The organism is Priestia sp. YIM B13491 (assembly GCF_042787605.1).
Classification (GTDB): domain Bacteria; phylum Bacillota; class Bacilli; order Bacillales; family Bacillaceae_H; genus Priestia; species Priestia megaterium_E.
In genome coordinates this window covers 15,038-39,232 of sequence record NZ_JBHZOR010000014.1, presented here as the reverse complement: position 1 = coordinate 39,232, position 24,195 = coordinate 15,038, and the positions used below count along the sequence as shown (strand labels likewise).

The window sequence follows — 24,195 nt, the reverse complement described above, 5'->3', positions numbered from 1 at the left end:
AAACCTCCCTTCACATTTCATTAATTATTTATCTAAAGTTTCACCAGATTTTTTTGCTACACGTACCTTTTTGCCATCGATAACTTGGTACCCAACACGAGTTGGCTCACCAGATTTAGGATCCAACGGCATTACGTTTGATACGTGGATAGGTGCCTCTTGGCTAACGATTCCACCTTGTGGATTTACTTGAGAAGGTTTAGAGTGTTTTTTCACAACGTTCACACCTTCAACAAGTACACGGTCTTTCTTTGGGAAAGCTGCAAGTACTTCACCTTGCTTACCTTTGTCTTTACCAGAGATAACCACTACTTTGTCGCCCTTTTTAACATGCATCCTATTCGCACCTCCTTAAAAGGCATTTTGTATTTGTTCTATATATCAATTAGATAACTTCTGGAGCTAATGATACGATCTTCATGAAGTTATTATCACGTAATTCACGAGCAACTGGTCCGAAGATACGAGTACCACGTGGTCCTTTGTCGTCACGGATGATTACGCAAGCATTTTCGTCGAAACGGATGTAAGAACCGTCAGTACGGCGAACACCACTTTTTGTACGTACAACAACAGCTTTAACAACGTCACCTTTTTTAACAACGCCTCCTGGTGTTGCTTGTTTCACCGTACAAACGATAACATCACCAATGTTTGCTGTCTTGCGACCTGAACCACCAAGTACTTTAATAGTAAGTACCTCACGTGCACCAGAGTTGTCTGCAACTTTTAAACGAGATTCTTGTTGAATCATGTACGAAACCTCCCTTCGGATGAATCATTCTTATCCGATCTATCTTAACTATTAGATGATAACAGCTTTTTCTACAACTTCTACTAGACGGAAACGTTTAGTAGCTGATAACGGACGAGTTTCCATGATCTTCACGATATCGCCTAGTTGAGCTGTATTGTTTTCATCGTGAGCTTTGAATTTCTTTGAGTATTTTACACGCTTGCCATAAAGCGAATGCTTTTTGTAAGTTTCAACAAGAACAGTAACAGTCTTATCCATTTTGTCAGAAACTACGCGGCCAGTGTAAACTTTACGTTGGTTGCGTTCACTCATTCTGAAAGCCTCCTCTCAGACTTAATTATTTATTAGCAGCAATCTCTCTTTCACGAACTACAGTTTTCATACGAGCGATCGATTTGCGCACTTCGCGAATACGAGTAGTATTCTCTAATTGTCCAGTCGCTAATTGGAAACGAAGGTTAAACAACTCTTCTTTTAAAGCCTTAACTTTTTGTTCAATTTCAGCAGTGGTAAGGTCACGAATTTCATTAGCTTTCATTAGAATCACCACCAATTTCTTCACGTTTTACAAACTTACATTTTATAGGTAGCTTGTGTGCAGCTAAACGTAAAGCTTCACGTGCAACCTCTTCAGATACACCTGAAATTTCAAACATTACTTTTCCAGGTTTAACAACTGCTACCCAACCTTCAGGAGCACCTTTACCAGAACCCATTCGGACTTCTAGAGGCTTAGCAGTATAAGGTTTAGAAGGGAAAATTTTAATCCATACTTTACCGCCACGTTTCATGTAACGAGTCATTGCGATACGAGCAGCTTCGATTTGACGGTTTGTAATCCAAGAAGCTTCAGTAGCTTGTAAACCGAATTCACCGAAATGTACTTCCGTACCACCTTTAGCGCGTCCACGCATTTTTCCGCGGTGTTCGCGACGATATTTAACGCGTTTTGGTAATAACATAATTATTTTCCTCCTTCCTCAGTTTTCTTTTTAGTAGGAAGAACCTCTCCACGATAGATCCATACTTTCACACCAAGTTTACCATAAGTAGTATCTGCTTCAGCGTGAGCATAGTCAATATCAGCGCGAAGTGTATGAAGTGGAACTGTACCTTCACTGTAATATTCAGAACGAGCAATATCAGCGCCGCCTAAACGACCAGATACCATTGTTTTGATACCTTGTGCGCCAGCACGCATGCTACGTTGGATAGCTTGCTTTTGAGCACGACGGAATGATACACGGTTCTCAAGTTGGCGAGCGATGTTTTCAGCTACTAGTTTAGCATCTAAATCTGCTCGTTTAATTTCAAGGATGTTAATGTGTACACGCTTGCCTGTTAATTGGTTAAGAGCTTTACGAAGTGATTCTACTTCAGTACCACCTTTACCAATTACCATACCAGGTTTTGCAGTGTGGATCGTTACGTTTAAGCGGTTAGCAGCGCGTTCGATTTCAACTTTAGAAACAGCTGCATCGTTTAAACGTTTAGCGATATATTCACGTACTTTTAAGTCTTCATGTAATAAGTCAGCGTAGTCTTTGCCAGCGAACCATCTTGATTCCCAATCACGGATGACACCGACGCGAAGACCGACCGGATTTACCTTTTGACCCATGAATTATCCCTCCTTCTTTTCTGATACCACGATTGTGATGTGGCTTGTGCGCTTGTTAATTTGGCTTGCACGTCCCATAGCGCGTGGACGGAAACGTTTTAAAGTTGGACCTTCGTTAACAAAAGCGTCAGTAATAACTAAATTGTTAGCGTCCATTTCATAATTGTGTTCTGCATTGGCAATAGCAGATTTTAATACTTTCTCAACGACTGGAGAAGCAGCCTTTGGCGTGTGAAGTAGCACTGCTAGCGCTTCACCCACTTGCTTACCTCGAATTAAATCTACAACTAAACGAACTTTACGAGGAGCAATACGTACTGTTCTCGCGACAGCTTTAGCTTGCATTTAAAAGCCTCCTCTCATATTAGCGTCTTGTTTTCTTATCATCACTTGCGTGACCTTTGTAAGTACGAGATGGTGCGAATTCACCAAGTTTGTGACCTACCATGTCTTCAGTAACATAAACTGGTACATGTTTACGACCGTCATATACAGCAATTGTATGACCAATGAACTGAGGGAAGATAGTTGAACGACGAGACCAAGTTTTTACTACTTGCTTGCTGTCAGTTTCGTTTAACTTCTCAATTTTGTTGATTAAATGGTCATCTACAAAAGGTCCTTTCTTTAAGCTGCGACCCATAAATGAACCTCCCTTCGTGATTGTCCTACGGTTCGTTTGAACCGTAGCTCAATCCCGTTATTTTTTACGACGACGAACGATAAATTTATCGGATTTGTTTTTCTTCTTACGAGTTTTGTAACCAAGTGTTGGTTTACCCCATGGACTCATTGGAGACTTACGTCCGATTGGAGCACGTCCTTCACCACCACCGTGTGGGTGATCGTTAGGGTTCATTACAGAACCACGTACAGTTGGACGGATACCTAACCAACGAGAACGACCGGCTTTACCGATGTTGATTAACTCGTGTTGTTCGTTACCAACTTGACCTACAGTTGCACGACAAGTTGCAAGAATCATGCGTACTTCACCAGAAGTTAAACGTACTAATACGTATTTACCTTCTTTACCAAGTACTTGAGCAGATGTACCTGCAGAACGAACTAATTGTCCACCTTTACCAGGTTTCAATTCGATGTTGTGTACTACTGTACCAACAGGAATGTTAGCTAAAGGAAGCGCGTTACCTACTTTAATGTCAGCTTCAGGACCTGACATAACTTCTAAACCTACTTTTAGGTTTTTAGGAGCAAGGATGTAACGTTTTTCACCATCAGCATAATGAATTAATGCGATGTTAGCTGAACGGTTTGGATCATATTCGATTGTAGCAACGCGTCCAGGTATTCCATCTTTATCGCGTTTAAAATCGATGATACGGTATTGACGCTTGTGCCCACCACCTTGGTGACGAACAGTCAATTTACCTTGGTTGTTACGACCACCTTTTCTCTTGACAGGTGCAAGTAACGATTTTTCTGGTTTGTCAGTAGTAATTTCAGCGAAATCAGAAACTGACATGCCACGACGACCATTTGAGGTTGGTTTATACTTTTTAATCGCCATCTCAATTTCCCTCCTTCTCTAGTAATCTTAAGCTTCGAAGAATTCGATTTCGTTGCTCTCTTGAGTTAGTGTTACTACCGCTTTACGACGACGGTTAGTAAGACCACTGTAGCGACCTACACGCTTGAATTTACCTTTGTAGTTCATGATGTTTACTTTTTCAACTTTTACGTCAAAGATTTTTTCGATAGCATCTTTAACCTCAGTTTTATTAGCTCTTACATCAACATCAAACGTATATTTTTTCTCAGCCATTAAGTCTGTTGAACGTTCTGTAATTACGGGGCGCTTAATAATATCACGAGGATCTTTCATTATGCAAGCACCTCCTCTACTTTTTCAACTGCGTCTTTAGTGATTACAAGCTTATCATGGTTCATAACGTCTAATACGCTTAAACCATTAGCTGCAACAACTGTTACACCAGGAATATTACGTGCTGAAAGTGCAACGTTTTCGTTAAGATCAGCAGTTACTACTAATGCTTTGCGTTCTACTGTTAGGTTTTTAAGAACTGCTACCATTTCTTTTGTTTTTGGAGCATCAAAAGAAAGAGCTTCAAGAACAACGATGCTGTTATCTTGAACTTTAGTTGATAATGCAGACTTAATTGCTAAACGACGAACTTTTTTAGGTAATTTGTAGCTATAGCTTCTTGGAACTGGACCAAATACTACGCCACCACCACGCCATTGTGGAGAACGGATAGATCCTTGACGAGCACGACCAGTACCTTTTTGACGCCATGGCTTACGGCCACCGCCTCTTACTTCAGAACGATTTTTAACTTTAGAAGTACCTTGACGTTGAGATGCGCGTTGCATTACGATCGCGTCGAAAAGTACTTTGTTGTTTGGTTCGATACCGAAAACGGCATCTTGAAGTTCGATTTCTCCAACGTTTTCACCGTTTTGGTTAAACAATGCTACTTTTGGCATTGGTTATTCCTCCTTTCTCGAAGAATTATTATTTAGATTTAACTGCAGATTTAACAGTAACTAGAGATTTTCTAGCTCCTGGCACGTTACCTTTTACTAATAAAAGATTGCGTTCTGCGTCAACTTTAACGATTGATAAGTTTTGCACAGTGATGCGCTCTCCACCCATGCGTCCTGGTAATAATTTACCTTTGAATACGCGGTTTGGAGCTACAGGACCCATTGAACCTGGGCGACGGTGGTAGCGAGAACCATGAGACATAGGTCCGCGAGATTGTCCGTGGCGTTTAATAGCACCTTGGAAACCTTTACCTTTTGAGATTCCTGTTACATCAATTACATCGCCTTCTGCGAAAATATCAACCTTGACTTCTTGACCAACTTCATATGCTGAAGCGTCCACACCGCGTAACTCACGGATGAAGCGCTTAGGAGCAGTATTAGCTTTAGTAGCATGTCCTTTTGCAGGTTTGTTAGATAGTTTTTCACGGATATCTTCGAAACCTAATTGGATTGCTTCGTAACCGTCTGTCTCAGCGTTTTTAACTTGAAGAACTACGTTAGCAGAAGCTTCAATTACTGTTACTGGGATCAAGTCACCATTTTCAGCAAATACTTGAGTCATACCGATCTTTCTTCCTAAGATTCCTTTGGCCATTAGTCACACCTCCTAAGTATCTTTTCATTCTTTATTTTAAATTAAAGTTTAATTTCGATATCTACACCAGATGGTAAGTCTAAACGCATTAATGAATCAACAGTTTGTGGTGTTGGATTCACGATATCAATTAAGCGTTTATGCGTGCGCATTTCGAACTGCTCACGAGAATCTTTATATTTGTGTACTGCACGTAGAATTGTATAAATTGATTTTTCAGTCGGTAATGGAATCGGACCAGATACAGCCGCACCAGAACGTTTTGCAGTTTCTACGATTTTCTCAGCAGATTGATCAAGAATTCTGTGATCATATGCTTTTAAACGAATGCGAATTTTTTCTTTTGCCATTATTTTCCCTCCTTTTTCGCCTATTTTACAATAGACATTCTCCGCGGAAATTTCCCCACACTCGCCATGGCAAAGCGGCCGGGTGTGTCGGCAACCTTCCGCATCATCGCAGTCAAAGACCAACATTTTTATTATACTAAAAATGGGTTCATATTGCAACAATAAAGTTAAAAAACTTTTTTTATGTGTCGCACACTTTTTTCATTATATATAAAAGGAGATCATTTTGCAAGTGTAATAGTAAAAACTATCTTTACCTTTTATCACCAAATAAAAAAAGGAGTAGGTTACCCTACTCCCTTTACTGAAACGAGAAATTACTCGCTGATTTTAGCTACAACGCCAGCGCCTACTGTACGTCCACCTTCACGGATTGAGAATTTAGTACCTTCTTCAATCGCGATTGGAGCGATAAGTTCAACAGTCATTTCGATGTTGTCGCCAGGCATTACCATTTCTACGCCTTCAGGTAAGTTACAAATACCAGTTACATCAGTTGTACGGAAGTAGAACTGTGGACGGTAGTTTGTGAAGAATGGAGTGTGACGTCCACCTTCGTCTTTAGAAAGAACGTATACTTCAGCAGTAAATTTAGTGTGTGGAGTGATTGAGCCTGGTTTAGCTAATACTTGTCCACGTTGGATTTCTTCACGTGCTACACCACGAAGTAAAGCACCGATGTTGTCGCCAGCTTCAGCATAGTCAAGAAGCTTACGGAACATTTCTACACCTGTTACAGTAGTAGATTTTGGCTCTTCAGTTAAACCGATGATGTCGATAACGTCACCAACTTTAACTTGTCCACGCTCTACACGACCTGTAGCAACTGTACCACGACCAGTGATTGAGAATACGTCCTCAACTGGCATCATGAATGGTTTTTCAGTGTCACGTTCTGGAGTTGGGATGTACTCATCAACAGCGTCCATAAGCTCGATGATTTTAGCTTCCCAATCAGCTTCGCCTTCAAGAGCTTTAAGAGCAGAACCTTTGATTACTGGTACATCGTCACCAGGGAAGTCGTATTCAGAAAGAAGGTCACGTACTTCCATTTCTACTAATTCAAGTAGCTCTTCGTCGTCTACCATGTCACATTTGTTTAAGAATACAACTAGGTAAGGTACACCTACTTGACGAGAAAGAAGGATGTGCTCACGAGTTTGTGGCATTGGACCATCAGCAGCAGATACTACTAAGATACCGCCATCCATTTGAGCAGCACCAGTGATCATGTTTTTAACATAGTCAGCATGTCCTGGGCAGTCAACGTGTGCATAGTGACGAGTGTCAGTTTCGTACTCAACGTGTGCAGTTGAGATTGTGATTCCACGCTCGCGCTCTTCTGGAGCAGCGTCGATCATGTCGTAAGCCATTGCTGCACCTTTACCACTTTTCTTAGCAAGAACAGTAGTGATAGCAGCTGTTAAAGTTGTTTTACCATGGTCAACGTGACCAATTGTACCGATATTGGCATGTGTTTTTGAACGGTCGAATTTTTCCTTAGCCATTCGAAAATCCTCCTTAAAATTCATGTAGTTTATGTTTTATGAGGCCGTGAAAGGGAATGAGCTCCACTTTCACAGCGTACATAAGTAGTTATACTTCAATAAAGAGTGAAAATCAATTATTCACCTTTATTTTTTTTAATAATTTCTTCTGAAATTGATTTAGGAACTTCTTCGTAGTGATCGAAGTGCATAGAATATGTTCCGCGACCTTGAGTGTTTGAACGTAATGCAGTTGCATAACCAAACATTTCAGAAAGTGGAACGAATGCACGTACAACTTGAGCGTTACCGCGTGCTTCCATACCTTCTACACGTCCACGACGAGACGTAATGTCACCCATGATATCTCCTAAGTATTCGTCAGGGATAACAACTTCAACCTTCATCATTGGTTCAAGGATAGCTGGGCTACATTTTGATACTGCGTTTTTAAGAGCCATAGAAGCGGCAATTTTAAACGCCATCTCACTTGAGTCAACGTCATGGTAAGATCCATCAACTAAAGCAGCTTTGATATCGATTAATGGATAACCAGCAACAACACCGTTTTGTAATGCATCTTCAAGACCAGCTTGAACTGCAGGGATGTATTCACGTGGAACTACACCACCAACGATTTTGTTCTCAAATTCAAAGCCTTTTCCTTCTTCGTTAGGTTCGAACTCAATCCAAACGTGACCGAATTGTCCACGACCACCAGATTGACGAGCGAATTTACCTTCAACTTTCGCACCAGCGCGGAAAGTTTCACGGTAAGCTACTTGAGGAGCACCAACGTTTGCTTCTACTTTGAATTCGCGACGCATACGGTCAACGATGATATCAAGGTGAAGCTCACCCATACCAGAGATGATGATTTGACCAGTCTCTGTATTAGTTTCCGCACGGAAAGTTGGATCTTCTTCTTGTAACTTTTGAAGAGCTGTAGTCATTTTATCTTGGTCAGCTTTTGATTTTGGCTCAACAGATAAAGAGATAACTGGCTCTGGGAATTCCATAGACTCAAGAATTACAAGACTCTTTTCGTCACATAGAGTATCACCAGTAGAAGTATCTTTTAATCCTACAGCTGCCGCGATATCTCCAGCGTATACTTCAGAAATCTCTTCACGAGAGTTAGCATGCATTTGTAGGATACGACCTACACGCTCACGCTTACCTTTTGTAGAGTTTTTGATGTATGAACCAGAGCTTAGTACACCAGAGTACACACGGAAGAATGTTAATTTACCAACATAAGGGTCCGTCATAACTTTGAACGCTAATGCTGAGAAAGGAGCGTTGTCGCTAGACTCACGCGTAACTTCTTCTTCTGTGTCAGGTACGATACCTTGGATTGCTGGTACATCTACTGGAGATGGTAGGTAGTCAATTACTGCATCTAGCATTAATTGTACACCTTTGTTTTTGAATGCTGAACCACAGATAACTGGGTAGAATTCAACGTCACAAGTACCTTTACGGATACCAGCTTTTAGTTCTTCAACTGTAAGCTCGCCTTCGTCTAAGTACTTCATCATTAATTCTTCGTCAAGTTCTGCAACAGCTTCTACTAAGCTTGCACGGTATTCTTCAGCTTGCTCTTTGTATTCCTCAGGAATTTCACGAGACTCTGAACGAGTACCTAAGTCATCTTCGTAGAAGTATGCTTTCATTTCCACTAGGTCAATGATTGCTTCGAACTCATCTTCAGCACCAATTGGCAACTGAATTGGGTGAGCATTTGCACCTAAACGATCGTGGATCGTTTTTACAGAGTACAAGAAGTCAGCACCAATTTTGTCCATTTTGTTAACGAATACGACACGGGGAACACCGTACGTAGTCGCTTGACGCCATACTGTTTCTGTTTGAGGCTCAACACCAGATTGAGCATCAAGAACTGCCACAGCGCCATCAAGTACACGTAATGAACGCTCAACTTCAACAGTGAAGTCTACGTGTCCAGGAGTATCAATGATGTTAACGCGGTGACCTTTCCAAGAAGCAGTTGTCGCAGCAGACGTGATAGTGATACCACGTTCTTGCTCTTGCTCCATCCAGTCCATTTGTGAAGCTCCTTCATGAGTTTCACCAATTTTATGGATACGGCCAGTATAATAAAGAACACGCTCAGTTGTTGTTGTTTTACCAGCATCAATGTGAGCCATGATCCCAATATTACGAGTGTTTTCTAAGGAGAACTCTCTTGCCATCTTAGGTATTTCTCCTTCCATATTATAATTTGTTTTTTAAAAAGTTTCGTTAAAAGATTACCAACGGTAATGAGCAAATGCTTTGTTAGCTTCTGCCATTTTGTGAGTATCTTCACGTTTCTTAACTGCAGCACCAGTGTTGTTAGCTGCATCAAGGATTTCGTTAGCTAAACGCTCTTCCATCGTTTTTTCTCCACGAAGACGAGCATAGTTTACTAACCAACGAAGACCTAAAGTAGTACGACGCTCTGGACGTACTTCTACAGGAACTTGGTAGTTAGAACCCCCTACACGGCGTGCTCTAACTTCTAGTACAGGCATGATGTTTTTAAGAGCTTGGTCGAATACTTCCATAGCTTCTTTACCACTGCGCTCTTGTACTAAATCGAATGCTCTATAAAGAATAGCTTGTGACTTACCGCGCTTTCCATCAAGCATCATTTTGTTGATTAAGCGAGATACAAGCTTAGAATTGTAAATCGGATCTGGTAATACGTCTCTTTTTGCAACAGGTCCCTTACGTGGCATTCTACTTCCTCCTTTCACTTTTAAAAGTTTATCTATTAATTGTTAAGCTATTATTTTTTAGCTGCTTTTGGTCGCTTAGTACCATATTTAGAACGACCTTGCATACGGCCATCCACACCAGCAGTATCAAGTGCACCACGTACGATATGGTAACGTACCCCTGGTAAATCTTTTACACGTCCACCGCGGATAAGTACCACGCTGTGTTCTTGTAAGTTGTGACCAATACCTGGGATATAAGCTGTTACCTCGATACCGTTTGTTAAACGTACACGAGCATATTTACGAAGAGCCGAGTTCGGTTTCTTCGGTGTCATAGTACCCACACGTGTACATACACCACGTTTTTGTGGAGAAGATTGGTTAGTTTGAGCTTTTTTGAAGCTGTTGTAACCTCTGTTTAAAGCAGGTGAGTCAGATTTTTTACCTTTACTCACACGACCATTACGGATTAATTGGTTAATAGTAGGCATTTAAATTTTCCTCCTTTCGCCTTTTGTAAGACCACACATCCAGGTGGTTCATTTTTTAGCAAAAAACAAAGTCTTTGAAACTAAAAGTTCAAAAACGTGTTAACTAATAATTGCAACAGTTGCAGCGTTAACTTCTATCCTACAAGCTTGACCAAGCTTTCGCATAGAAGGGACATACGTATACGGAACGTTTTCTTGCTGTGCCGTTTTTGCCACAATGGATGTGACATAAAAATCAGCGTCTTCAGCAATGATGACTTCCTTTACTGTACCTTTTTTTAATGCTTTCACCGTCTGCTTTGTTCCTACAATAATATGATCAGCCTGTAATACTTTTTCATAAGACATTATCATATCCTCCAAAGTAACAGGTAGTTTATAGGAGCACCTTTGATATAGTATCATTCCCTAGAATGGATGTCAACTAACGTTTTGTAGTTTTTTAAAAAAACATCCATTCTAGAGTAATGATTTTATAATTAGTCGATTGTTACCGTTTCTTCAGCTTGGTTTTTGATCGGTTCAGCATTACGATATCTCGTCATACCTGTACCAGCCGGAACTAGCTTACCAATGATAACATTCTCTTTAAGTCCAAGCAACTCATCACGTTTTCCTTTGATTGCAGCATCCGTAAGAACACGCGTTGTTTCTTGGAATGATGCAGCAGATAAGAAGGAATCAGTTTCAAGAGATGCTTTTGTAATACCAAGTAATACAGGACGACCCGTCGCTGGACGATTGCCTTCAAGTAATACTTTTTCATTTGCATCAGTGAATTGGTGAATATCAAGTAATGAACCTGGTAATACATCTGTATCTCCTGAATCCATTACGCGCACTTTACGAAGCATTTGGCGAACCATTACCTCTACGTGTTTATCTCCAATTTCTACCCCTTGCATACGGTATACTTTTTGCACCTCACGAAGCAAGTACTCTTGTACAGCCGTGATGTCTTTTACTTTTAGTAATTCTTTAGGATCAATTGAACCTTCTGTTAATTCTTGACCACGTGCAATGCGCTGTCCTTCAATAACTTTCAGACGTGCACTGTACGGAGCTGTGTAAGAACGAGTTTCAATCTCTCCTTGAACAGTAATTTCATGTTGACGATCGCGTCCTTCAGAAATGCCGGCAATTGTACCTTCAATTTCAGAAATAACGGCTTGACCTTTAGGGTTACGCGCTTCGAAGATCTCTTGGATACGCGGTAAACCTTGAGTGATATCGTCTCCAGCAACCCCACCTGTATGGAATGTACGCATCGTTAACTGTGTACCTGGCTCACCGATAGATTGAGCAGCGATGATACCAACTGCTTCACCCACTTCAACTTCTGAACCAGTTGCAAGGTTACGACCATAACATTTTTTACATACACCGTGGCGAGTGTTACAAGTGAATGCAGAACGAATCCATACTTCTTCAACACCAGCATCCACAATTGTTTCAGCTAGGTCTTCTGTAATCAGTTCGTTTTCTTTCACTAACACTTCGTTTGTTCCTGGGTGAAGTAGTGTTTTTCTTGCATAACGTCCAATTAGACGCTCATCAAGTTTCTCAATTTCTTCTGTTCCTTCTTTGATTGCAACAGCCAGAATACCGCGGTCTGTACCACAGTCGTCATCACGTACGATAACGTCTTGTGCCACGTCAACCAGACGACGAGTAAGGTAACCTGAGTCAGCTGTTTTAAGAGCCGTATCGGCAAGACCTTTACGTGCACCATGGGTAGAGATAAAGTACTCTAATACCGTTAAACCTTCACGGAAACTAGATTTGATTGGTAACTCAATGATACGACCAGACGGGTTGGCCATTAGTCCACGCATACCTGCAAGCTGAGTGAAGTTAGATGCGTTACCACGGGCACCAGAGTCACTCATCATGAAGATTGGGTTGCGTTTGTCTAATGACGCCATTAATTTACCTTGGATAACGTCTTTCGCGCTACTCCATACAGAGATAACACGCTCATAACGCTCATCTTCAGTAATTAAACCACGACGGAATTGTTTTAGTACGTTATCTACTTTAGCTTGCGCTTCTGTTAAGATAACTTCTTTTTCTCCTAAAACCACGATATCAGCTACACCAACTGTAATACCAGCTTTAGTAGAATATTTGAAACCTAGGTCTTTCATACGGTCAAGCATTTTAGAAGTCTCAGTAATTTTGAAACGTTTAAATACTTCAGCGATAATATTACCTAAGATTTTTTTCTTAAACGGTGCGATAGCCGGTTGATTCTTGATGAATTCCTTCACATCTGCACCTTTTTCAACAAAGTACTTCTCAGGAGTTTTCACTTCTAAGTTTTCTCTTGTTGGTTCGTTAATGTATGGGAACGATTTTGGTAAAATTTCGTTGAAAACTAATTTACCAACCGTTGTAACAAGCAACTGTTGATTTTGTGCTTCTGTAAACGTTTCGTTGTTTAAAGAACCTGCATACACACCTACACGTGTATGAAGATGCACATAACCGTTTTGGTACGCTAATAGTGCTTCATTTGTATCCTTGAACACCATACCTTCTCCAACTGCCTCTTCACGCTCAAGCGTTAAGTAGTAGTTACCTAATACCATATCCTGTGAAGGTGTAACAACTGGTTTACCATCTTTAGGGTTCAAGATATTTTGAGCAGCAAGCATTAAGATACGTGCTTCTGCTTGTGCTTCTGCAGATAATGGAACGTGAACCGCCATTTGGTCACCGTCAAAGTCAGCGTTATATGCTGTACATACAAGCGGGTGAAGACGGATAGCGCGACCTTCTACAAGCGTAGGTTCAAATGCTTGAATACCTAGTCTGTGTAGCGTTGGTGCACGGTTTAAAAGAACTGGATGCTCTTTAATAACCGATTCTAATACGTCCCATACTTCAGGTTGCACGCGTTCAATTTTACGTTTTGCACTCTTGATGTTATGAGCTAAACCGCGCTCAACAAGCTCTTTCATTACGAAAGGTTTGAAAAGCTCTAACGCCATTTCTTTTGGAAGACCACATTGATACATCTTTAAGTTCGGACCTACAACGATTACCGAACGGCCAGAGTAGTCAACACGTTTACCTAATAAGTTTTGACGGAAGCGACCTTGCTTACCTTTTAACATGTGAGAAAGAGATTTTAATGGACGGTTACCTGGTCCTGTTACCGGACGGCCGCGACGACCATTATCGATTAATGCATCTACAGCTTCTTGAAGCATACGCTTTTCGTTTTGAACGATAATGCTAGGAGCTCCAAGGTCTAATAAACGCTTTAAGCGGTTGTTACGGTTGATTACACGGCGATATAAATCGTTTAAGTCAGACGTAGCAAAGCGTCCACCATCTAATTGAACCATTGGACGAAGTTCTGGCGGAATAACCGGTAGAACGTCTAAAATCATCCAAGAAGGTTCGTTACCAGAATGACGGAAAGCCTCTAGTACTTCTAAACGTTTAATAGCACGTGTACGACGTTGACCTTGAGCAGTTTTCAATTCTTCTTTCAAAGCATCTACTTCTTTATCAAGATCGATGTCATGCAATAATTTTTTAACAGCTTCAGCACCCATTGCTGCATGGAAAGTTTGTCCGTACTTCTCACGATACGCACGGTATTCTTTCTCTGATAAAAGCTGTTTCTTTTCAAGTGGTGTATCACCAGCATCTGTTACTACATAAGAAGCAAAATAAATGATTTCCTCTAGCGCACGAGGGGACATGTCTAAGACAAGTCCCATGCGGCTAGGAATACCTTTAAAGTACCAAATATGAGAAACAGGTGCAGCTAGCTCGATGTGACCCATGCGTTCACGACGAACTTTTGCGCGCGTAACTTCTACGCCGCAACGATCACATACAACACCTTTATAACGAACGCGCTTATATTTTCCGCAGTGACATTCCCAGTCCTTTTGTGGACCAAAAATACGCTCACAGAATAAGCCGTCTTTTTCAGGTTTTAACGTACGATAGTTGATCGTTTCAGGTTTTTTTACCTCACCGTACGACCAAGAACGAATTTTATCTGGCGAAGCTAGACCGATTTTCATATACTCAAAGTTATTTACATCTAGCAAGGAGCCTACCTCCCTTTTAATCTACAGGTTTTTTCCCTTAACGTTTATATGAAAGTAATTCCTTACTCTTTTGTGACAGGATCTTTTTGTCCTTCAGAAAGGCTTTCTTCGTTATCTGCAATAATTGATTCTGTTGGTTGCTCATGGTCCTCTTCTGAGTCCATGATATCAATTTCTTGCTCGTCAGCAGAAAGCATCTTCACATCCATACCTAAACTTTGTAGTTCTTTAATTAATACTTTGAACGATTCAGGTATGCCAGGTTCTGGAATGTTTTCACCTTTAACAATTGCTTCGTATGTTTTCACACGACCTACTACGTCATCTGATTTCACTGTTAAGATCTCTTGTAATGTGTAAGCAGCACCGTATGCTTCAAGTGCCCATACCTCCATCTCACCAAAACGCTGTCCACCGAACTGCGCTTTACCACCAAGTGGTTGTTGTGTAACAAGTGAGTATGGTCCAGTAGAACGAGCGTGAAGTTTATCGTCTACCATGTGAGCAAGTTTGATCATGTACATGATCCCTACTGATACACGGTTATCGAATGGTTCACCTGTTCGACCATCATATAGAACTGTTTTAGCATCACGAGACATGCCAGCTTCTTCGATTGTTGCCCAAACATCTTCCTCACGCGCACCATCAAATACTGGAGACGCAACGTGAATGCCAAGCTTACGAGCAGCCATACCTAAATGAAGCTCTAGCACCTGACCGATGTTCATACGAGATGGTACCCCTAATGGGTTTAACATGATGTCAATTGGCGTACCGTCTGGTAGGTAAGGCATATCTTCTTCAGGTAAAATACGTGAAATTACACCTTTGTTACCGTGACGACCGGCCATTTTGTCACCTTCAGAAATTTTACGCTTCTGAACAATATATACACGGACTAATTGGTTTACACCTGGTGGTAATTCGTCGCCATCTTCGCGGTTGAAGACTTTAACATCAAGAATGATTCCACCGCCGCCGTGTGGTACACGAAGAGAAGTATCACGAACTTCACGCGCTTTTTCACCGAAAATAGCGTGTAGAAGACGTTCTTCAGCCGTTAGTTCTGTTACACCTTTTGGCGTTACTTTACCAACTAAAAGATCTCCGTCTTTTACTTCTGCACCAATGCGGATGATTCCACGCTCATCTAAGTTGCGAAGCGCATCTTCACCTACGTTTGGAATGTCACGCGTAATTTCTTCAGGTCCAAGCTTCGTATCACGAGACTCAGATTCATATTCTTCAATATGAACAGACGTATATACATCGTCTTTCACAAGGCGTTCACTCATGATGATGGCATCCTCATAGTTGTAACCATCCCATGTCATGAAACCAACCATTACGTTTCGCCCTAAAGCAAGCTCACCTTTTTCCATTGAAGGACCGTCGGCTAAGATCTCACCTTTTACTACTTCGTCGCCAACTGAAACAATTGGACGCTGGTTGTAACAAGTACCTTGGTTAGAACGAACAAATTTTAATAGTTTGTATTGATCTAAGTTACCTTTAACTTTTTGTCCGTCTACTTCTTCATAGCGGCGAACAAAAATTTGTTTGGCTTCTACGCGCTCTACAACGCCAGGATATTTACAAATCACGGCTGCACCAGAGTCTTTACCAGATACGTATTCCATACCTGTACCTACGATTGGTGCTTCAGGATTTAATAAAGGTACTGCTTGACGTTGCATGTTCGCACCCATTAATGCACGGTTAGAGTCATCGTTCTCTAAGAATGGGATACATGCTGTAGCGGCAGATACAACTTGTTTTGGTGATACATCCATATAGTCTAAACGATCGCGACGGATAACCGTGTTTTCTCCACGGAAACGTGCAACGACATTTTCATCTAAGAATGAACCATCATCACCTAGACGAGCGTTCGCTTGAGCTACAACATAGTTATCTTCTTCATCAGCTGTTAAGTAGTCAATTCGCTCTGTCACTTTACCTGTTTCAGGATCGATACGACGGTAAGGTGTTTCGATGAAACCGAATTTGTTTACTTTTGCATAAGAAGATAGTGAGTTGATTAACCCGATATTCGGACCCTCTGGCGTTTCAATCGGACACATACGGCCATAGTGGGAGTAGTGAACGTCACGTACTTCGAAACCAGCGCGCTCACGCGTTAAACCACCAGGTCCTAGAGCTGAAAGACGACGTTTGTGCGTCAATTCGCCTAATGGATTCGTTTGATCCATGAACTGTGATAATTGAGAACTTCCAAAGAACTCTTTAATCGCCGCAATAACTGGGCGAATATTAATTAATTGTTGAGGTGTGATTGTATTCGTGTCTTGAATTGACATTCTTTCACGAACAACACGTTCCATACGAGATAAACCGATACGGAATTGATTTTGTAACAATTCACCTACAGAACGCAGACGACGGTTACCTAAGTGGTCGATATCATCTGTGTCTCCTACTTGATGAAGCAAGTTAAAGAAGTAACTGATCGATGCTAAAATATCAGCAGGTGTGATATTTTTAACTTCTTCTGTTACATACGCGTTACCTGATACAGTGATGATTTTTTCACCTTCTGGATCATTTGGCGCATAAATCTTAATAGATTGTAATGTAACATCGTCTTCTACTACTCCACCAACCGGGCTGTAAGTTTTGAAGTTTACTCCACCTTCAAGCATCGGAATCAAGCGATCTAGCAGACGGCGGTCAATCATTGCGCCTTTTTCTGCAATAATTTCACCTGTTTCAGGATCAACTAATGTTTCAGCTAGCTTTTGATTAAATAAGCGATGTTTGATATGAAGCTTTTTATTAATTTTATAGCGACCTACGTTCGCTAAGTCATATCGTTTTGGATCAAAGAAGCGAGATACTAATAGAGACTTCGCATTCTCAACTGTCGGTGGTTCACCCGGACGTAAACGCTCATAGATTTCTAATAGCGCTTTTTCCGTTGTTTCCGTATTATCTTTTTCAAGCGTATTACGGATGTATTCATTATCACCGATTAAATCGATAATCTCTTGGTCAGAACCGAAACCTAGCGCGCGTAACAGCACTGTTACTGGCAGTTTACGAGTACGATCAATACGCACGTATACTACATCTTTTGCATCAGTTTCATATTCTAGCCATGCACCACGGTTAGGGATAACAGTTGCTGTATATCCTTTTTTACCGTTTTTATCAAGCTTTCCACTATAGTAAACACTTGGTGAACGAACCAACTGTGATACGATAACACGCTCAGCACCATTAATTACAAAGGTACCTGTTTCGGTCATCAATGGGAAATCTCCCATGAACACATCTTGGTCTTTTACTTCACCTGTTTCTTTATTAATTAACCGCACCTTAACACGAAGAGGTGCTGCATAAGTTACATCACGTTCTTTGGACTCTCCTACTGAATACTTTGGCTCACCTAAGCTGTAATCAATAAATTCTAGTGATAAGTTACCTGTAAAATCATCAATTGGAGAAATATCTTGGAACATTTCTCGTAAACCTTCATCTAAAAACCATTGGTATGAAGCCGTTTGAATCTCGATTAAGTTCGGTAACTCTAAAACTTCACTAATACGAGCATAACTTCTGCGTTGGCGGTGGCGTCCATACTGAACTAGTTGACCTGTCAACTGATTCACCCCTCAAATCAAGCGTTATTATTCAAAATATATAATAAACCATATGTTTATTATTGAACAAAAGAAAAATGGTCTCTTTAAATAGAAAACCACAATTTCATAAAAACGTACTATTGATTTTATTAGTTTTTCCCATATAATTCAAAATTATACCTTTTATTTTATGTATAACCCGAGCTTATATGGAATATTTATATATTGGCATTTTATAATGCTAACATACTAAAAAATATTAGTCAACATTTTTTAGCACATATGATATAATACCCTTTTTTCTTGTCTACTACTTCTACTTCATTAAATAGAGATTCTAATTTCGCAAGAGCAGATGGCGCTCCTTGCTTTTTCTGAATCACAATCCAAAGTTCTCCTTGGTCAGCAAGGTGATCTAATGATTTTTCTAGAATTTCATGAACAACTTTTTTACCCGCACGGATCGGCGGATTACTAAGAATAGCTGCAAAATTCGTTTCCTTCACATTTTCATAGCAAGAGCTTTGATAGATTGAAACATTGGATACTGAATTAACTTCAGCATTTTTTTGAGCTAGTGCTAATGCACGTTCATTAACATCAACCATATGAACGTTTCTTTGGCTGTCCTCTTTTGCAAGTGCCAACCCAATTGGGCCATATCCGCACCCAACATCCAGAAGCGGGCCGGGACTCTCGGGCATTTGAAACGTTTCAATTAACAGGCGCGATCCAAAATCGATCTCTTTTTTTGAAAAAACACCGCGGTCACTCGTAAATGAAAAAGAGGTTCCTCTCAATTCAAATGAAAAGCGCTCTTCATTACTTGCAGACAATGGTGTATTGGAAAAATAATGTTCTGTCAAAATAGAACCTCCTAATCAATATGTTCTTCTTTACTATAAATGAAAAGGATGACAGAAGCAAAAAAGCTCGCTTGTACAAGCGAGCTTTTTTATATCAGTTGTTAAGCAATAATTACTTAACTTCTACAGAAGCGCCAACTTCTTCAAGTTTAGCTTTTGCTTCTTCAGCTTCTTCTTTAGAAATACCTTCTTTAAGAGCTTTTGGAGCGTTATCAACGATTTCTTTAGCTTCTTTTAAGCCAAGACCAGTGATTTCACGTACTACTTTGATAACTTTGATTTTTTGTCCGCCAGCACTTTCAAGTACTAGGTCAAATTCAGTTTTCTCAGCAGCAGCTTCACCAGCAGCACCGCCAGCTACAGCTACAGGAGCAGCAGCAGTTACGCCAAATTCTTCTTCGATTGCTTTTACTAAATCGTTAAGTTCTAAAACAGTCATATTTTTAACTGCTTCAATGATTTGTTCTTGAGTCATTGTTAATTTCCTCCTTGTGATTGTGTTATATATAACAGACTAGATTATGCACCTTGTTCTTCTTTTTGATCTGCCACAGCTTTTGTAGCAAGAGCAAGGTTGCGAATTGGAGCTTGAAGCACGCTAAGCAACATAGAAAGTAAGCCTTCGCGAGATGGTAGTTCTGCAAGTGCTTTAATTTCTTCAACAGATGCAACATTACCTTCAATTACACCAGCTTTGATTTCTAACGCTTCGTGTTCTTTCGCGAAGTTGTTTAGAATTTTAGCTGGAGCAACAACATCTTCTCCACCAAATGCGATTGCATTTGGACCTACTAACGCATCATTAAGATCTGTTAGTTCAAGTTTTTCTACAGCACGGCGAGTTAAAGTGTTTTTGTAAACTTTGAACTCAATGCCTGCTTCACGTAATTGCTTACGAAGTTCAGTAACTTCAGCAACATTCAAACCACGGTAGTCAACGACAACTATTGAGTTACTCGCTTGAAGTTTTTCAGCAATTTCGTCTACGACTTGTTTCTTTTGTTCAATTACGTTGCTCATCTTTACACCTCCTGTAGATTTCCTTCCGTACACTCAGACAAGGTGCAATAAAAAACCTCCATGACAATAAAGACATGGAGGTGTAGTAAGCGAACCATAACGTTTCACTAATTTATCTCACACACCTCGGTAGGGAATTAAGCTTTGCAGCACCTACTGTCTACGGTACAAATGTTATTCTTTTTAACAACATTATCTATTATAATCAGGGACTTTCAAAAAGTCAACACCGATTTATTTCCAAATTTATTAAGCAGAGAATGAAGCAGTATCAACTTTGATACCAGGGCCCATTGTTGAAGTAACAGCTACGTTCTTCATGTATGTGCCTTTTGCTGCTGCCGGCTTAGCTTTTACCATAGTTTCGAAGATTGTAGTGAAGTTTTCAACTAACTTGCTCTCTTCGAAAGATACTTTACCGATTGGTACGTGGATGTTACCAGCTTTATCAACGCGGTATTCTACTTTACCAGCTTTGATTTCGTTAACTGCTTTTTGAACATCAAATGTTACTGTACCAGTTTTAGGGTTTGGCATTAAACCTTTAGGTCCTAATACACGACCAAGTTTACCAACTTCACCCATCATGTCTGGAGTAGCTACGATTACATCGAACTCGAACCAACCTTGTTGGATTTTGTTGATGTAGTCAGCATCGCCAACGTAGTCAGCGCCTGCAGCTTCAGCTTCTTTAGCTTTTTCGCCTTTAGCGAATACTAATACACGTTGAGTTTTACCTGTACCGTTTGGTAGTACTACTGCACCACGAATTTGTTGGTCAGCTTTCTTAGGGTCAACTCCTAAACGGAATGCTACTTCTACAGTTGCATCAAATTTAGTTGTGTTTGTTTTCTTTACTAATTCAATCGCTTCTTGTACTGAATAAGTTTGTGTACGATCTACAAGCTTAGCAGCTTCAACGTACTTTTTACCTTTTTTAGCCATTTTTGTTTCCTCCTTATGTGGTTTTAACGGAATAACCTCCCACTAATAAAGGTTGCGAGCATAGGAAAACTTCCATTTCTCGCAACCTTCTAACACCCAATCAAATGGAATTAGTCTTCAACTACGATTCCCATACTGCGCGCTGTACCTTCTACCATGCGCATTGCAGATTCAACGCTAGCAGCGTTTAAGTCAGGCATTTTAGTTTCAGCAATCTCACGCACTTTGTCACGCTTGACTGTTGCAACTTTATTACGGTTTGGTTCACCAGAACCAGACTCAATACCAGCCGCTTTCTTAAGTAGTACAGCAGCAGGTGGAGTTTTCGTAATAAATGTAAATGAACGGTCTTCAAATACCGTGATTTCAACAGGAATGATAAGACCAGCTTGATCAGCTGTGCGAGCGTTAAACTCCTTACAGAAACCCATGATGTTAACACCGGCTTGACCTAATGCAGGACCAACTGGTGGCGCTGGATTTGCTTTACCTGCAGGAATTTGTAACTTAACAAGTTTAATTACTTTTTTAGCCACGAGACACACCTCCTTAAGTCCGTGATGTGGTAATAGGGCGATGCCCTCCCACTCAATGTTCTTTATATATAAAATAAAGAAATAGTTGTTTTAGTCTCTAGTTTTGAGACATACTGACTTATGAAATATTAACATTAAACTTCATGAATTGCAAGGTCTTACAGATTATATTTTTTCAATTTGTGTAAAGTCTAGCTCTACTGGCGTTTGTCTTCCGAACATATCCACATGAACCTTAACTTTACGTTTATCTGTATCGATTTCTTCAATGGTACCTTCAAAGTTTGCAAACGGACCTTCTTGAACCAATACTGTTTCTTTTAGTTCAAAGTCAAAGTCAGCATGCTTCTCGTCCATGCCCATTTGTTTTAAGATCATTTCTACTTCTTCTGGTAGAAGAGCAGTTGGCTTTGATCCAGAACCTGCTGAACCTACAAAGCCCGTAACGCCAGGTGTATTACGAACTACATACCATGAATCATCCGTCATGATGATTTCAACTAACACGTACCCTGGAAATACTTTTTTCTTTGTAATCTTTTCTTTGTTGTTCTTAATTTCTCTTTCTTCTTCTTCAGGAACAACAACGCGGAAAATTTTATCTTGCATACCCATTGTTTCTACGCGCTTTTCTAAATTTGTTTTTACTTTATTTTCATATCCAGAATAAGTATGGACTACATACCAATTTTTCTCCATTTCTGAGGACTATACGTCCTTCCCTCCCAGCTCACTATAAAATAAGATGTCCTAATCTATTGCACAGACAACGCACTAGGAAAATAGTTGACTCCTAGCACAATCATTCTTAAAGCAAATTAAAAAACCCGTCTCCGGGCTTTTCTGAAAAAAACATAATTTAGCTTTATTATACCATGATTTAAGTCAATTTATTCAAGGGATTAAACGAATAAGTGACGAAATTCCGTAATCAACTACTACAAAAAAGAGTGTCATAAATACAACTGTAGAAATAACAGTAATTGTATAACGAGTTAGCTCATTTTTTTTAGGCCAACTTACCTTCTTCATCTCACGCCCAACATCACGCAAGAAATTTCCTACACGGTTCATGTTTGTAACCTCCAATAAATTAAAAGGGGTATTAGTCTGTGCAGATTATTGATCTACTTTGTTTCACGATGAATCGTATGTGCGTTACACGTTTTGCAAAACTTCTTCATTTCTAAACGCTCTTCGTTTTGCTGTGTGTTTTTCATAGTCGTATAGTTACGACTAGCGCATTGCACACACGCAAGTACAACTTTTTTACGCATAATGTCAACCACCTATAGAGTGATAATGTCTATAAAAAAGTATCACAGACTTTCTTAGCATGTCAATATGAGGATAGAAGGCTACATTGTGATTTCACGAATCTCGAGGTAGCGCTCTAATTTCCTCTTCACACGCTGAAGTGCATTATCGATGGATTTGACGTGGCGGTTTAACTCTTCTGAAATCTCTTGATAAGATTGACCATCTAAATAAAGAACGAGAACTTTTCGCTCAAGATCACTTAACAGTTCAGCCATCTTTAATTCAATATCATCAAACTTCTCTCGATTAATGAGCAACTCTTCTGGATTTGCTACTTTTGTCCCCGAAATAACATCCATTAAGGTTCGGTCGGACTCTTCATCATATATTGGCTTGTCCAATGATACATAAGAGTTTAATGGAATATGTTTTTGCCTTGTTGCGGTTTTAATAGCGGTAATAATTTGCCTGGTAATGCAAAGTTCAGCAAAAGCTTTAAACGAAGTTAGCTTATCTTCTCTAAAATCTCTAATTGCCTTATATAACCCTATCATACCTTCTTGTACAATATCTTCACGGTCTGCCCCAATTAAAAAATATGACCGCGCCTTTGCTCGCACAAAGTTTTTGTATTTATGAATCAAATACTCTAATGCGTCAATATCGCCTTTATGCACAAGATCGACAACTGTTTCATCCTCTTGTTGTTCGAAATGAGCATGCAGTTTTCTCCCATAATTATCGCCCATATCGATCCCCCCGACCGCACAGTAGATAGAAATATTATACAGTAGCTAATTCCGTACCGTCAATAACCTCACCGCTGTCCCCGACGCCATTTTTCGAAAATTTCGGCTACTTGATTGGAAAGTTGAATGCGTGCCGCTGGCTTTTGATTTTGAATAGACTTCACATCAAGATTAATATGTTTCTCAATCTGCTCAATTTCGTTGTACAATTCTCGAGCAGAAATTCTAAGCGCACCTTGTCCAAAGATTGCCCACTGCTCCGTGAAATCAGATGTAGCAACATGAATCTGTGTCTTTACATTGTTTAGCTCTTGAGCCAGCTTTTCAATGTACTCATCCGCTGTTTCATTTTCTCTTGTAAATACAACGTCAACCTTATGATTTTTTGCCTTCTTTTCAATTCCTTCGACCATATGAGCATCGAAGACAATAATGACACGATAACCCATATATGCTTGATACTCTGCCATCTTTTCGATTAACAGGTCTCGAGCACCGGCTAAATCATTATCTCTAAGCTTTCTTAGGTCGGGCCACGCACCTATCATGTTATAACCATCCACCAGTAGAATATCCATT

The 24,195-nt window shown here is 40.2% G+C and carries 30 protein-coding genes and 1 other annotated feature; all 30 genes read right to left on the bottom strand.

What is annotated here, in order from left to right:
- Positions 1 to 24: 24 nt before the first annotated feature.
- Positions 25 to 336, bottom strand: coding sequence for a 50S ribosomal protein L24 (gene rplX / locus ACFX4E_RS25630; protein ID WP_013054938.1), 312 nt, complete (start codon positions 334 to 336; stop codon positions 25 to 27).
- Between the two features lie 49 nt (positions 337 to 385).
- The gene (rplN, locus tag ACFX4E_RS25625; protein WP_013054937.1) at positions 386 to 754 is read right to left on the bottom strand and encodes a 50S ribosomal protein L14; all 369 of its coding nucleotides are present in this window, start codon (positions 752 to 754) and stop codon (positions 386 to 388) included.
- A 51-nt stretch (positions 755 to 805) separates the two neighbouring features.
- On the bottom strand, positions 806 to 1,069 hold the full coding sequence (gene rpsQ / locus ACFX4E_RS25620) for a 30S ribosomal protein S17 (RefSeq protein WP_013054936.1): 264 nt from the start codon (positions 1,067 to 1,069) through the stop codon (positions 806 to 808).
- A 25-nt stretch (positions 1,070 to 1,094) separates the two neighbouring features.
- Positions 1,095 to 1,295: a 50S ribosomal protein L29 gene (gene rpmC, locus ACFX4E_RS25615; protein ID WP_013054935.1), complete on the bottom strand. Its 201-nt coding sequence runs from the start codon at positions 1,293 to 1,295 to the stop codon at positions 1,095 to 1,097.
- Positions 1,285 to 1,719: a 50S ribosomal protein L16 gene (gene rplP, locus ACFX4E_RS25610; RefSeq protein WP_060747341.1), complete on the bottom strand. Its 435-nt coding sequence runs from the start codon at positions 1,717 to 1,719 to the stop codon at positions 1,285 to 1,287. The genes rpmC and rplP overlap by 11 nt, the downstream gene beginning before the upstream one ends.
- Positions 1,720 to 1,721: 2 nt before the next feature.
- Complete coding sequence (gene rpsC / locus ACFX4E_RS25605; protein WP_013054933.1) at positions 1,722 to 2,378, bottom strand: 30S ribosomal protein S3; 657 nt, start codon at positions 2,376 to 2,378, stop codon at positions 1,722 to 1,724.
- A gap of 3 nt (positions 2,379 to 2,381) precedes the next feature.
- On the bottom strand, positions 2,382 to 2,723 hold the full coding sequence (rplV, locus tag ACFX4E_RS25600) for a 50S ribosomal protein L22 (protein WP_013054932.1): 342 nt from the start codon (positions 2,721 to 2,723) through the stop codon (positions 2,382 to 2,384).
- A 19-nt stretch (positions 2,724 to 2,742) separates the two neighbouring features.
- Positions 2,743 to 3,021, bottom strand: coding sequence for a 30S ribosomal protein S19 (gene rpsS / locus ACFX4E_RS25595; RefSeq protein ID WP_013054931.1), 279 nt, complete (start codon positions 3,019 to 3,021; stop codon positions 2,743 to 2,745).
- Between the two features lie 57 nt (positions 3,022 to 3,078).
- Entirely contained in the window at positions 3,079 to 3,909 is an 831-nt protein-coding gene (rplB, locus tag ACFX4E_RS25590; protein WP_013054930.1) for a 50S ribosomal protein L2, read from the bottom strand.
- 27 nt (positions 3,910 to 3,936) lie between these two features.
- Positions 3,937 to 4,224 carry a 50S ribosomal protein L23 gene (rplW, locus tag ACFX4E_RS25585; protein ID WP_013054929.1) on the bottom strand — a complete coding sequence of 96 codons (288 nt, stop codon included), beginning with the start codon at positions 4,222 to 4,224 and terminating at the stop codon, positions 3,937 to 3,939.
- Positions 4,224 to 4,847 (bottom strand): 50S ribosomal protein L4, encoded by a 624-nt coding sequence (gene rplD, locus ACFX4E_RS25580; protein WP_013054928.1) that lies wholly within the window; start codon positions 4,845 to 4,847, stop codon positions 4,224 to 4,226. Before rplD ends, rplW begins: the two co-directional genes overlap by 1 nt.
- A gap of 28 nt (positions 4,848 to 4,875) precedes the next feature.
- Complete coding sequence (rplC, locus tag ACFX4E_RS25575) at positions 4,876 to 5,505, bottom strand: 50S ribosomal protein L3 (protein ID WP_013054927.1); 630 nt, start codon at positions 5,503 to 5,505, stop codon at positions 4,876 to 4,878.
- 41 nt (positions 5,506 to 5,546) lie between these two features.
- Entirely contained in the window at positions 5,547 to 5,855 is a 309-nt protein-coding gene (gene rpsJ / locus ACFX4E_RS25570) for a 30S ribosomal protein S10 (protein WP_013054926.1), read from the bottom strand.
- A 317-nt stretch (positions 5,856 to 6,172) separates the two neighbouring features.
- Positions 6,173 to 7,363, bottom strand: coding sequence for an elongation factor Tu (tuf, locus tag ACFX4E_RS25565; RefSeq protein ID WP_013081371.1), 1,191 nt, complete (start codon positions 7,361 to 7,363; stop codon positions 6,173 to 6,175).
- Positions 7,364 to 7,479: 116 nt separating this feature from the next.
- Complete coding sequence (fusA, locus tag ACFX4E_RS25560) at positions 7,480 to 9,558, bottom strand: elongation factor G (protein WP_028410367.1); 2,079 nt, start codon at positions 9,556 to 9,558, stop codon at positions 7,480 to 7,482.
- Positions 9,559 to 9,615: 57 nt separating this feature from the next.
- The gene (gene rpsG, locus ACFX4E_RS25555; protein ID WP_013054923.1) at positions 9,616 to 10,086 is read right to left on the bottom strand and encodes a 30S ribosomal protein S7; all 471 of its coding nucleotides are present in this window, start codon (positions 10,084 to 10,086) and stop codon (positions 9,616 to 9,618) included.
- A 50-nt stretch (positions 10,087 to 10,136) separates the two neighbouring features.
- Positions 10,137 to 10,559 (bottom strand): 30S ribosomal protein S12, encoded by a 423-nt coding sequence (gene rpsL, locus ACFX4E_RS25550; RefSeq protein ID WP_013054922.1) that lies wholly within the window; start codon positions 10,557 to 10,559, stop codon positions 10,137 to 10,139.
- A gap of 99 nt (positions 10,560 to 10,658) precedes the next feature.
- Positions 10,659 to 10,907: a 50S ribosomal protein L7ae-like protein gene (locus ACFX4E_RS25545; protein WP_013054921.1), complete on the bottom strand. Its 249-nt coding sequence runs from the start codon at positions 10,905 to 10,907 to the stop codon at positions 10,659 to 10,661.
- A 131-nt stretch (positions 10,908 to 11,038) separates the two neighbouring features.
- Positions 11,039 to 14,632 (bottom strand): DNA-directed RNA polymerase subunit beta', encoded by a 3,594-nt coding sequence (gene rpoC, locus ACFX4E_RS25540; protein WP_013081369.1) that lies wholly within the window; start codon positions 14,630 to 14,632, stop codon positions 11,039 to 11,041.
- Between the two features lie 62 nt (positions 14,633 to 14,694).
- Entirely contained in the window at positions 14,695 to 18,258 is a 3,564-nt protein-coding gene (rpoB, locus tag ACFX4E_RS25535; protein WP_013081368.1) for a DNA-directed RNA polymerase subunit beta, read from the bottom strand.
- Positions 18,259 to 18,503: 245 nt separating this feature from the next.
- Positions 18,504 to 19,106 carry a class I SAM-dependent methyltransferase gene (locus tag ACFX4E_RS25530; RefSeq protein ID WP_028410366.1) on the bottom strand — a complete coding sequence of 201 codons (603 nt, stop codon included), beginning with the start codon at positions 19,104 to 19,106 and terminating at the stop codon, positions 18,504 to 18,506.
- A 112-nt stretch (positions 19,107 to 19,218) separates the two neighbouring features.
- A complete protein-coding gene (gene rplL / locus ACFX4E_RS25525) occupies positions 19,219 to 19,581 on the bottom strand; it encodes a 50S ribosomal protein L7/L12 (protein WP_013054917.1) in 363 nt (120 codons plus the stop codon).
- A gap of 44 nt (positions 19,582 to 19,625) precedes the next feature.
- The gene (gene rplJ / locus ACFX4E_RS25520; RefSeq protein ID WP_013054916.1) at positions 19,626 to 20,126 is read right to left on the bottom strand and encodes a 50S ribosomal protein L10; all 501 of its coding nucleotides are present in this window, start codon (positions 20,124 to 20,126) and stop codon (positions 19,626 to 19,628) included.
- 40 nt (positions 20,127 to 20,166) lie between these two features.
- Positions 20,167 to 20,310 (bottom strand) — a sequence feature (ribosomal protein L10 leader region).
- Positions 20,311 to 20,375: 65 nt separating this feature from the next.
- Positions 20,376 to 21,071, bottom strand: coding sequence for a 50S ribosomal protein L1 (rplA, locus tag ACFX4E_RS25515; RefSeq protein WP_013054915.1), 696 nt, complete (start codon positions 21,069 to 21,071; stop codon positions 20,376 to 20,378).
- A gap of 110 nt (positions 21,072 to 21,181) precedes the next feature.
- Positions 21,182 to 21,607, bottom strand: a complete 426-nt coding sequence (rplK, locus tag ACFX4E_RS25510) for a 50S ribosomal protein L11 (protein ID WP_013054914.1) — start codon at positions 21,605 to 21,607, stop codon at positions 21,182 to 21,184.
- A 165-nt stretch (positions 21,608 to 21,772) separates the two neighbouring features.
- Positions 21,773 to 22,306 carry a transcription termination/antitermination protein NusG gene (nusG, locus tag ACFX4E_RS25505; RefSeq protein ID WP_013054913.1) on the bottom strand — a complete coding sequence of 178 codons (534 nt, stop codon included), beginning with the start codon at positions 22,304 to 22,306 and terminating at the stop codon, positions 21,773 to 21,775.
- Positions 22,307 to 22,501: 195 nt separating this feature from the next.
- Entirely contained in the window at positions 22,502 to 22,681 is a 180-nt protein-coding gene (gene secE / locus ACFX4E_RS25500; protein WP_013054912.1) for a preprotein translocase subunit SecE, read from the bottom strand.
- A gap of 53 nt (positions 22,682 to 22,734) precedes the next feature.
- Entirely contained in the window at positions 22,735 to 22,884 is a 150-nt protein-coding gene (gene rpmG / locus ACFX4E_RS25495) for a 50S ribosomal protein L33 (protein ID WP_013081365.1), read from the bottom strand.
- A gap of 81 nt (positions 22,885 to 22,965) precedes the next feature.
- On the bottom strand, positions 22,966 to 23,616 hold the full coding sequence (gene sigH, locus ACFX4E_RS25490; protein WP_013054910.1) for an RNA polymerase sporulation sigma factor SigH: 651 nt from the start codon (positions 23,614 to 23,616) through the stop codon (positions 22,966 to 22,968).
- 68 nt (positions 23,617 to 23,684) lie between these two features.
- Positions 23,685 to 24,194, bottom strand: coding sequence for an NYN domain-containing protein (locus tag ACFX4E_RS25485; RefSeq protein WP_013081364.1), 510 nt, complete (start codon positions 24,192 to 24,194; stop codon positions 23,685 to 23,687).
- Between the last annotated feature and the right edge of the window lies 1 nt (position 24,195).

Coding starts and splice junctions, on each gene's coding strand:
- rpsJ (WP_013054926.1), bottom strand. CDS start 5,855: ATGGCAAAAGAAAAAATTCGCATTCGTTTAAAAGCATATGATCACAGA.
- rplC (WP_013054927.1), bottom strand. CDS start 5,505: ATGGCCAAAGGAATCTTAGGAAGAAAGATCGGTATGACTCAAGTATTT.
- rplV (WP_013054932.1), bottom strand. CDS start 2,723: ATGCAAGCTAAAGCTGTCGCGAGAACAGTACGTATTGCTCCTCGTAAA.
- rpsL (WP_013054922.1), bottom strand. CDS start 10,559: ATGCCTACTATTAACCAATTAATCCGTAATGGTCGTGTGAGTAAAGGT.
- rpsS (WP_013054931.1), bottom strand. CDS start 3,021: ATGGGTCGCAGCTTAAAGAAAGGACCTTTTGTAGATGACCATTTAATC.
- fusA (WP_028410367.1), bottom strand. CDS start 9,558: ATGGCAAGAGAGTTCTCCTTAGAAAACACTCGTAATATTGGGATCATG.
- secE (WP_013054912.1), bottom strand. CDS start 22,681: ATGAACCGTGTAGGAAATTTCTTGCGTGATGTTGGGCGTGAGATGAAG.
- sigH (WP_013054910.1), bottom strand. CDS start 23,616: ATGGGCGATAATTATGGGAGAAAACTGCATGCTCATTTCGAACAACAA.
- rpsQ (WP_013054936.1), bottom strand. CDS start 1,069: ATGAGTGAACGCAACCAACGTAAAGTTTACACTGGCCGCGTAGTTTCT.
- rplX (WP_013054938.1), bottom strand. CDS start 336: ATGCATGTTAAAAAGGGCGACAAAGTAGTGGTTATCTCTGGTAAAGAC.
- tuf (WP_013081371.1), bottom strand. CDS start 7,363: ATGGCTAAGGAAAAATTCGACCGTTCAAAAACACATGCCAATATCGGT.
- rplJ (WP_013054916.1), bottom strand. CDS start 20,126: ATGAGCAACGTAATTGAACAAAAGAAACAAGTCGTAGACGAAATTGCT.
- ACFX4E_RS25545 (WP_013054921.1), bottom strand. CDS start 10,907: ATGTCTTATGAAAAAGTATTACAGGCTGATCATATTATTGTAGGAACA.
- nusG (WP_013054913.1), bottom strand. CDS start 22,306: ATGGAGAAAAATTGGTATGTAGTCCATACTTATTCTGGATATGAAAAT.
- rpmC (WP_013054935.1), bottom strand. CDS start 1,295: ATGAAAGCTAATGAAATTCGTGACCTTACCACTGCTGAAATTGAACAA.
- rplL (WP_013054917.1), bottom strand. CDS start 19,581: ATGACTCAAGAACAAATCATTGAAGCAGTTAAAAATATGACTGTTTTA.
- rpsG (WP_013054923.1), bottom strand. CDS start 10,086: ATGCCACGTAAGGGACCTGTTGCAAAAAGAGACGTATTACCAGATCCG.
- ACFX4E_RS25485 (WP_013081364.1), bottom strand. CDS start 24,194: ATGGATATTCTACTGGTGGATGGTTATAACATGATAGGTGCGTGGCCC.
- rplA (WP_013054915.1), bottom strand. CDS start 21,071: ATGGCTAAAAAAGGTAAAAAGTACGTTGAAGCTGCTAAGCTTGTAGAT.
- rplN (WP_013054937.1), bottom strand. CDS start 754: ATGATTCAACAAGAATCTCGTTTAAAAGTTGCAGACAACTCTGGTGCA.
- rplB (WP_013054930.1), bottom strand. CDS start 3,909: ATGGCGATTAAAAAGTATAAACCAACCTCAAATGGTCGTCGTGGCATG.
- rpsC (WP_013054933.1), bottom strand. CDS start 2,378: ATGGGTCAAAAGGTAAATCCGGTCGGTCTTCGCGTCGGTGTCATCCGT.
- rplW (WP_013054929.1), bottom strand. CDS start 4,224: ATGAAAGATCCTCGTGATATTATTAAGCGCCCCGTAATTACAGAACGT.
- rpmG (WP_013081365.1), bottom strand. CDS start 22,884: ATGCGTAAAAAAGTTGTACTTGCGTGTGTGCAATGCGCTAGTCGTAAC.
- rplD (WP_013054928.1), bottom strand. CDS start 4,847: ATGCCAAAAGTAGCATTGTTTAACCAAAACGGTGAAAACGTTGGAGAA.
- rplP (WP_060747341.1), bottom strand. CDS start 1,719: ATGTTATTACCAAAACGCGTTAAATATCGTCGCGAACACCGCGGAAAA.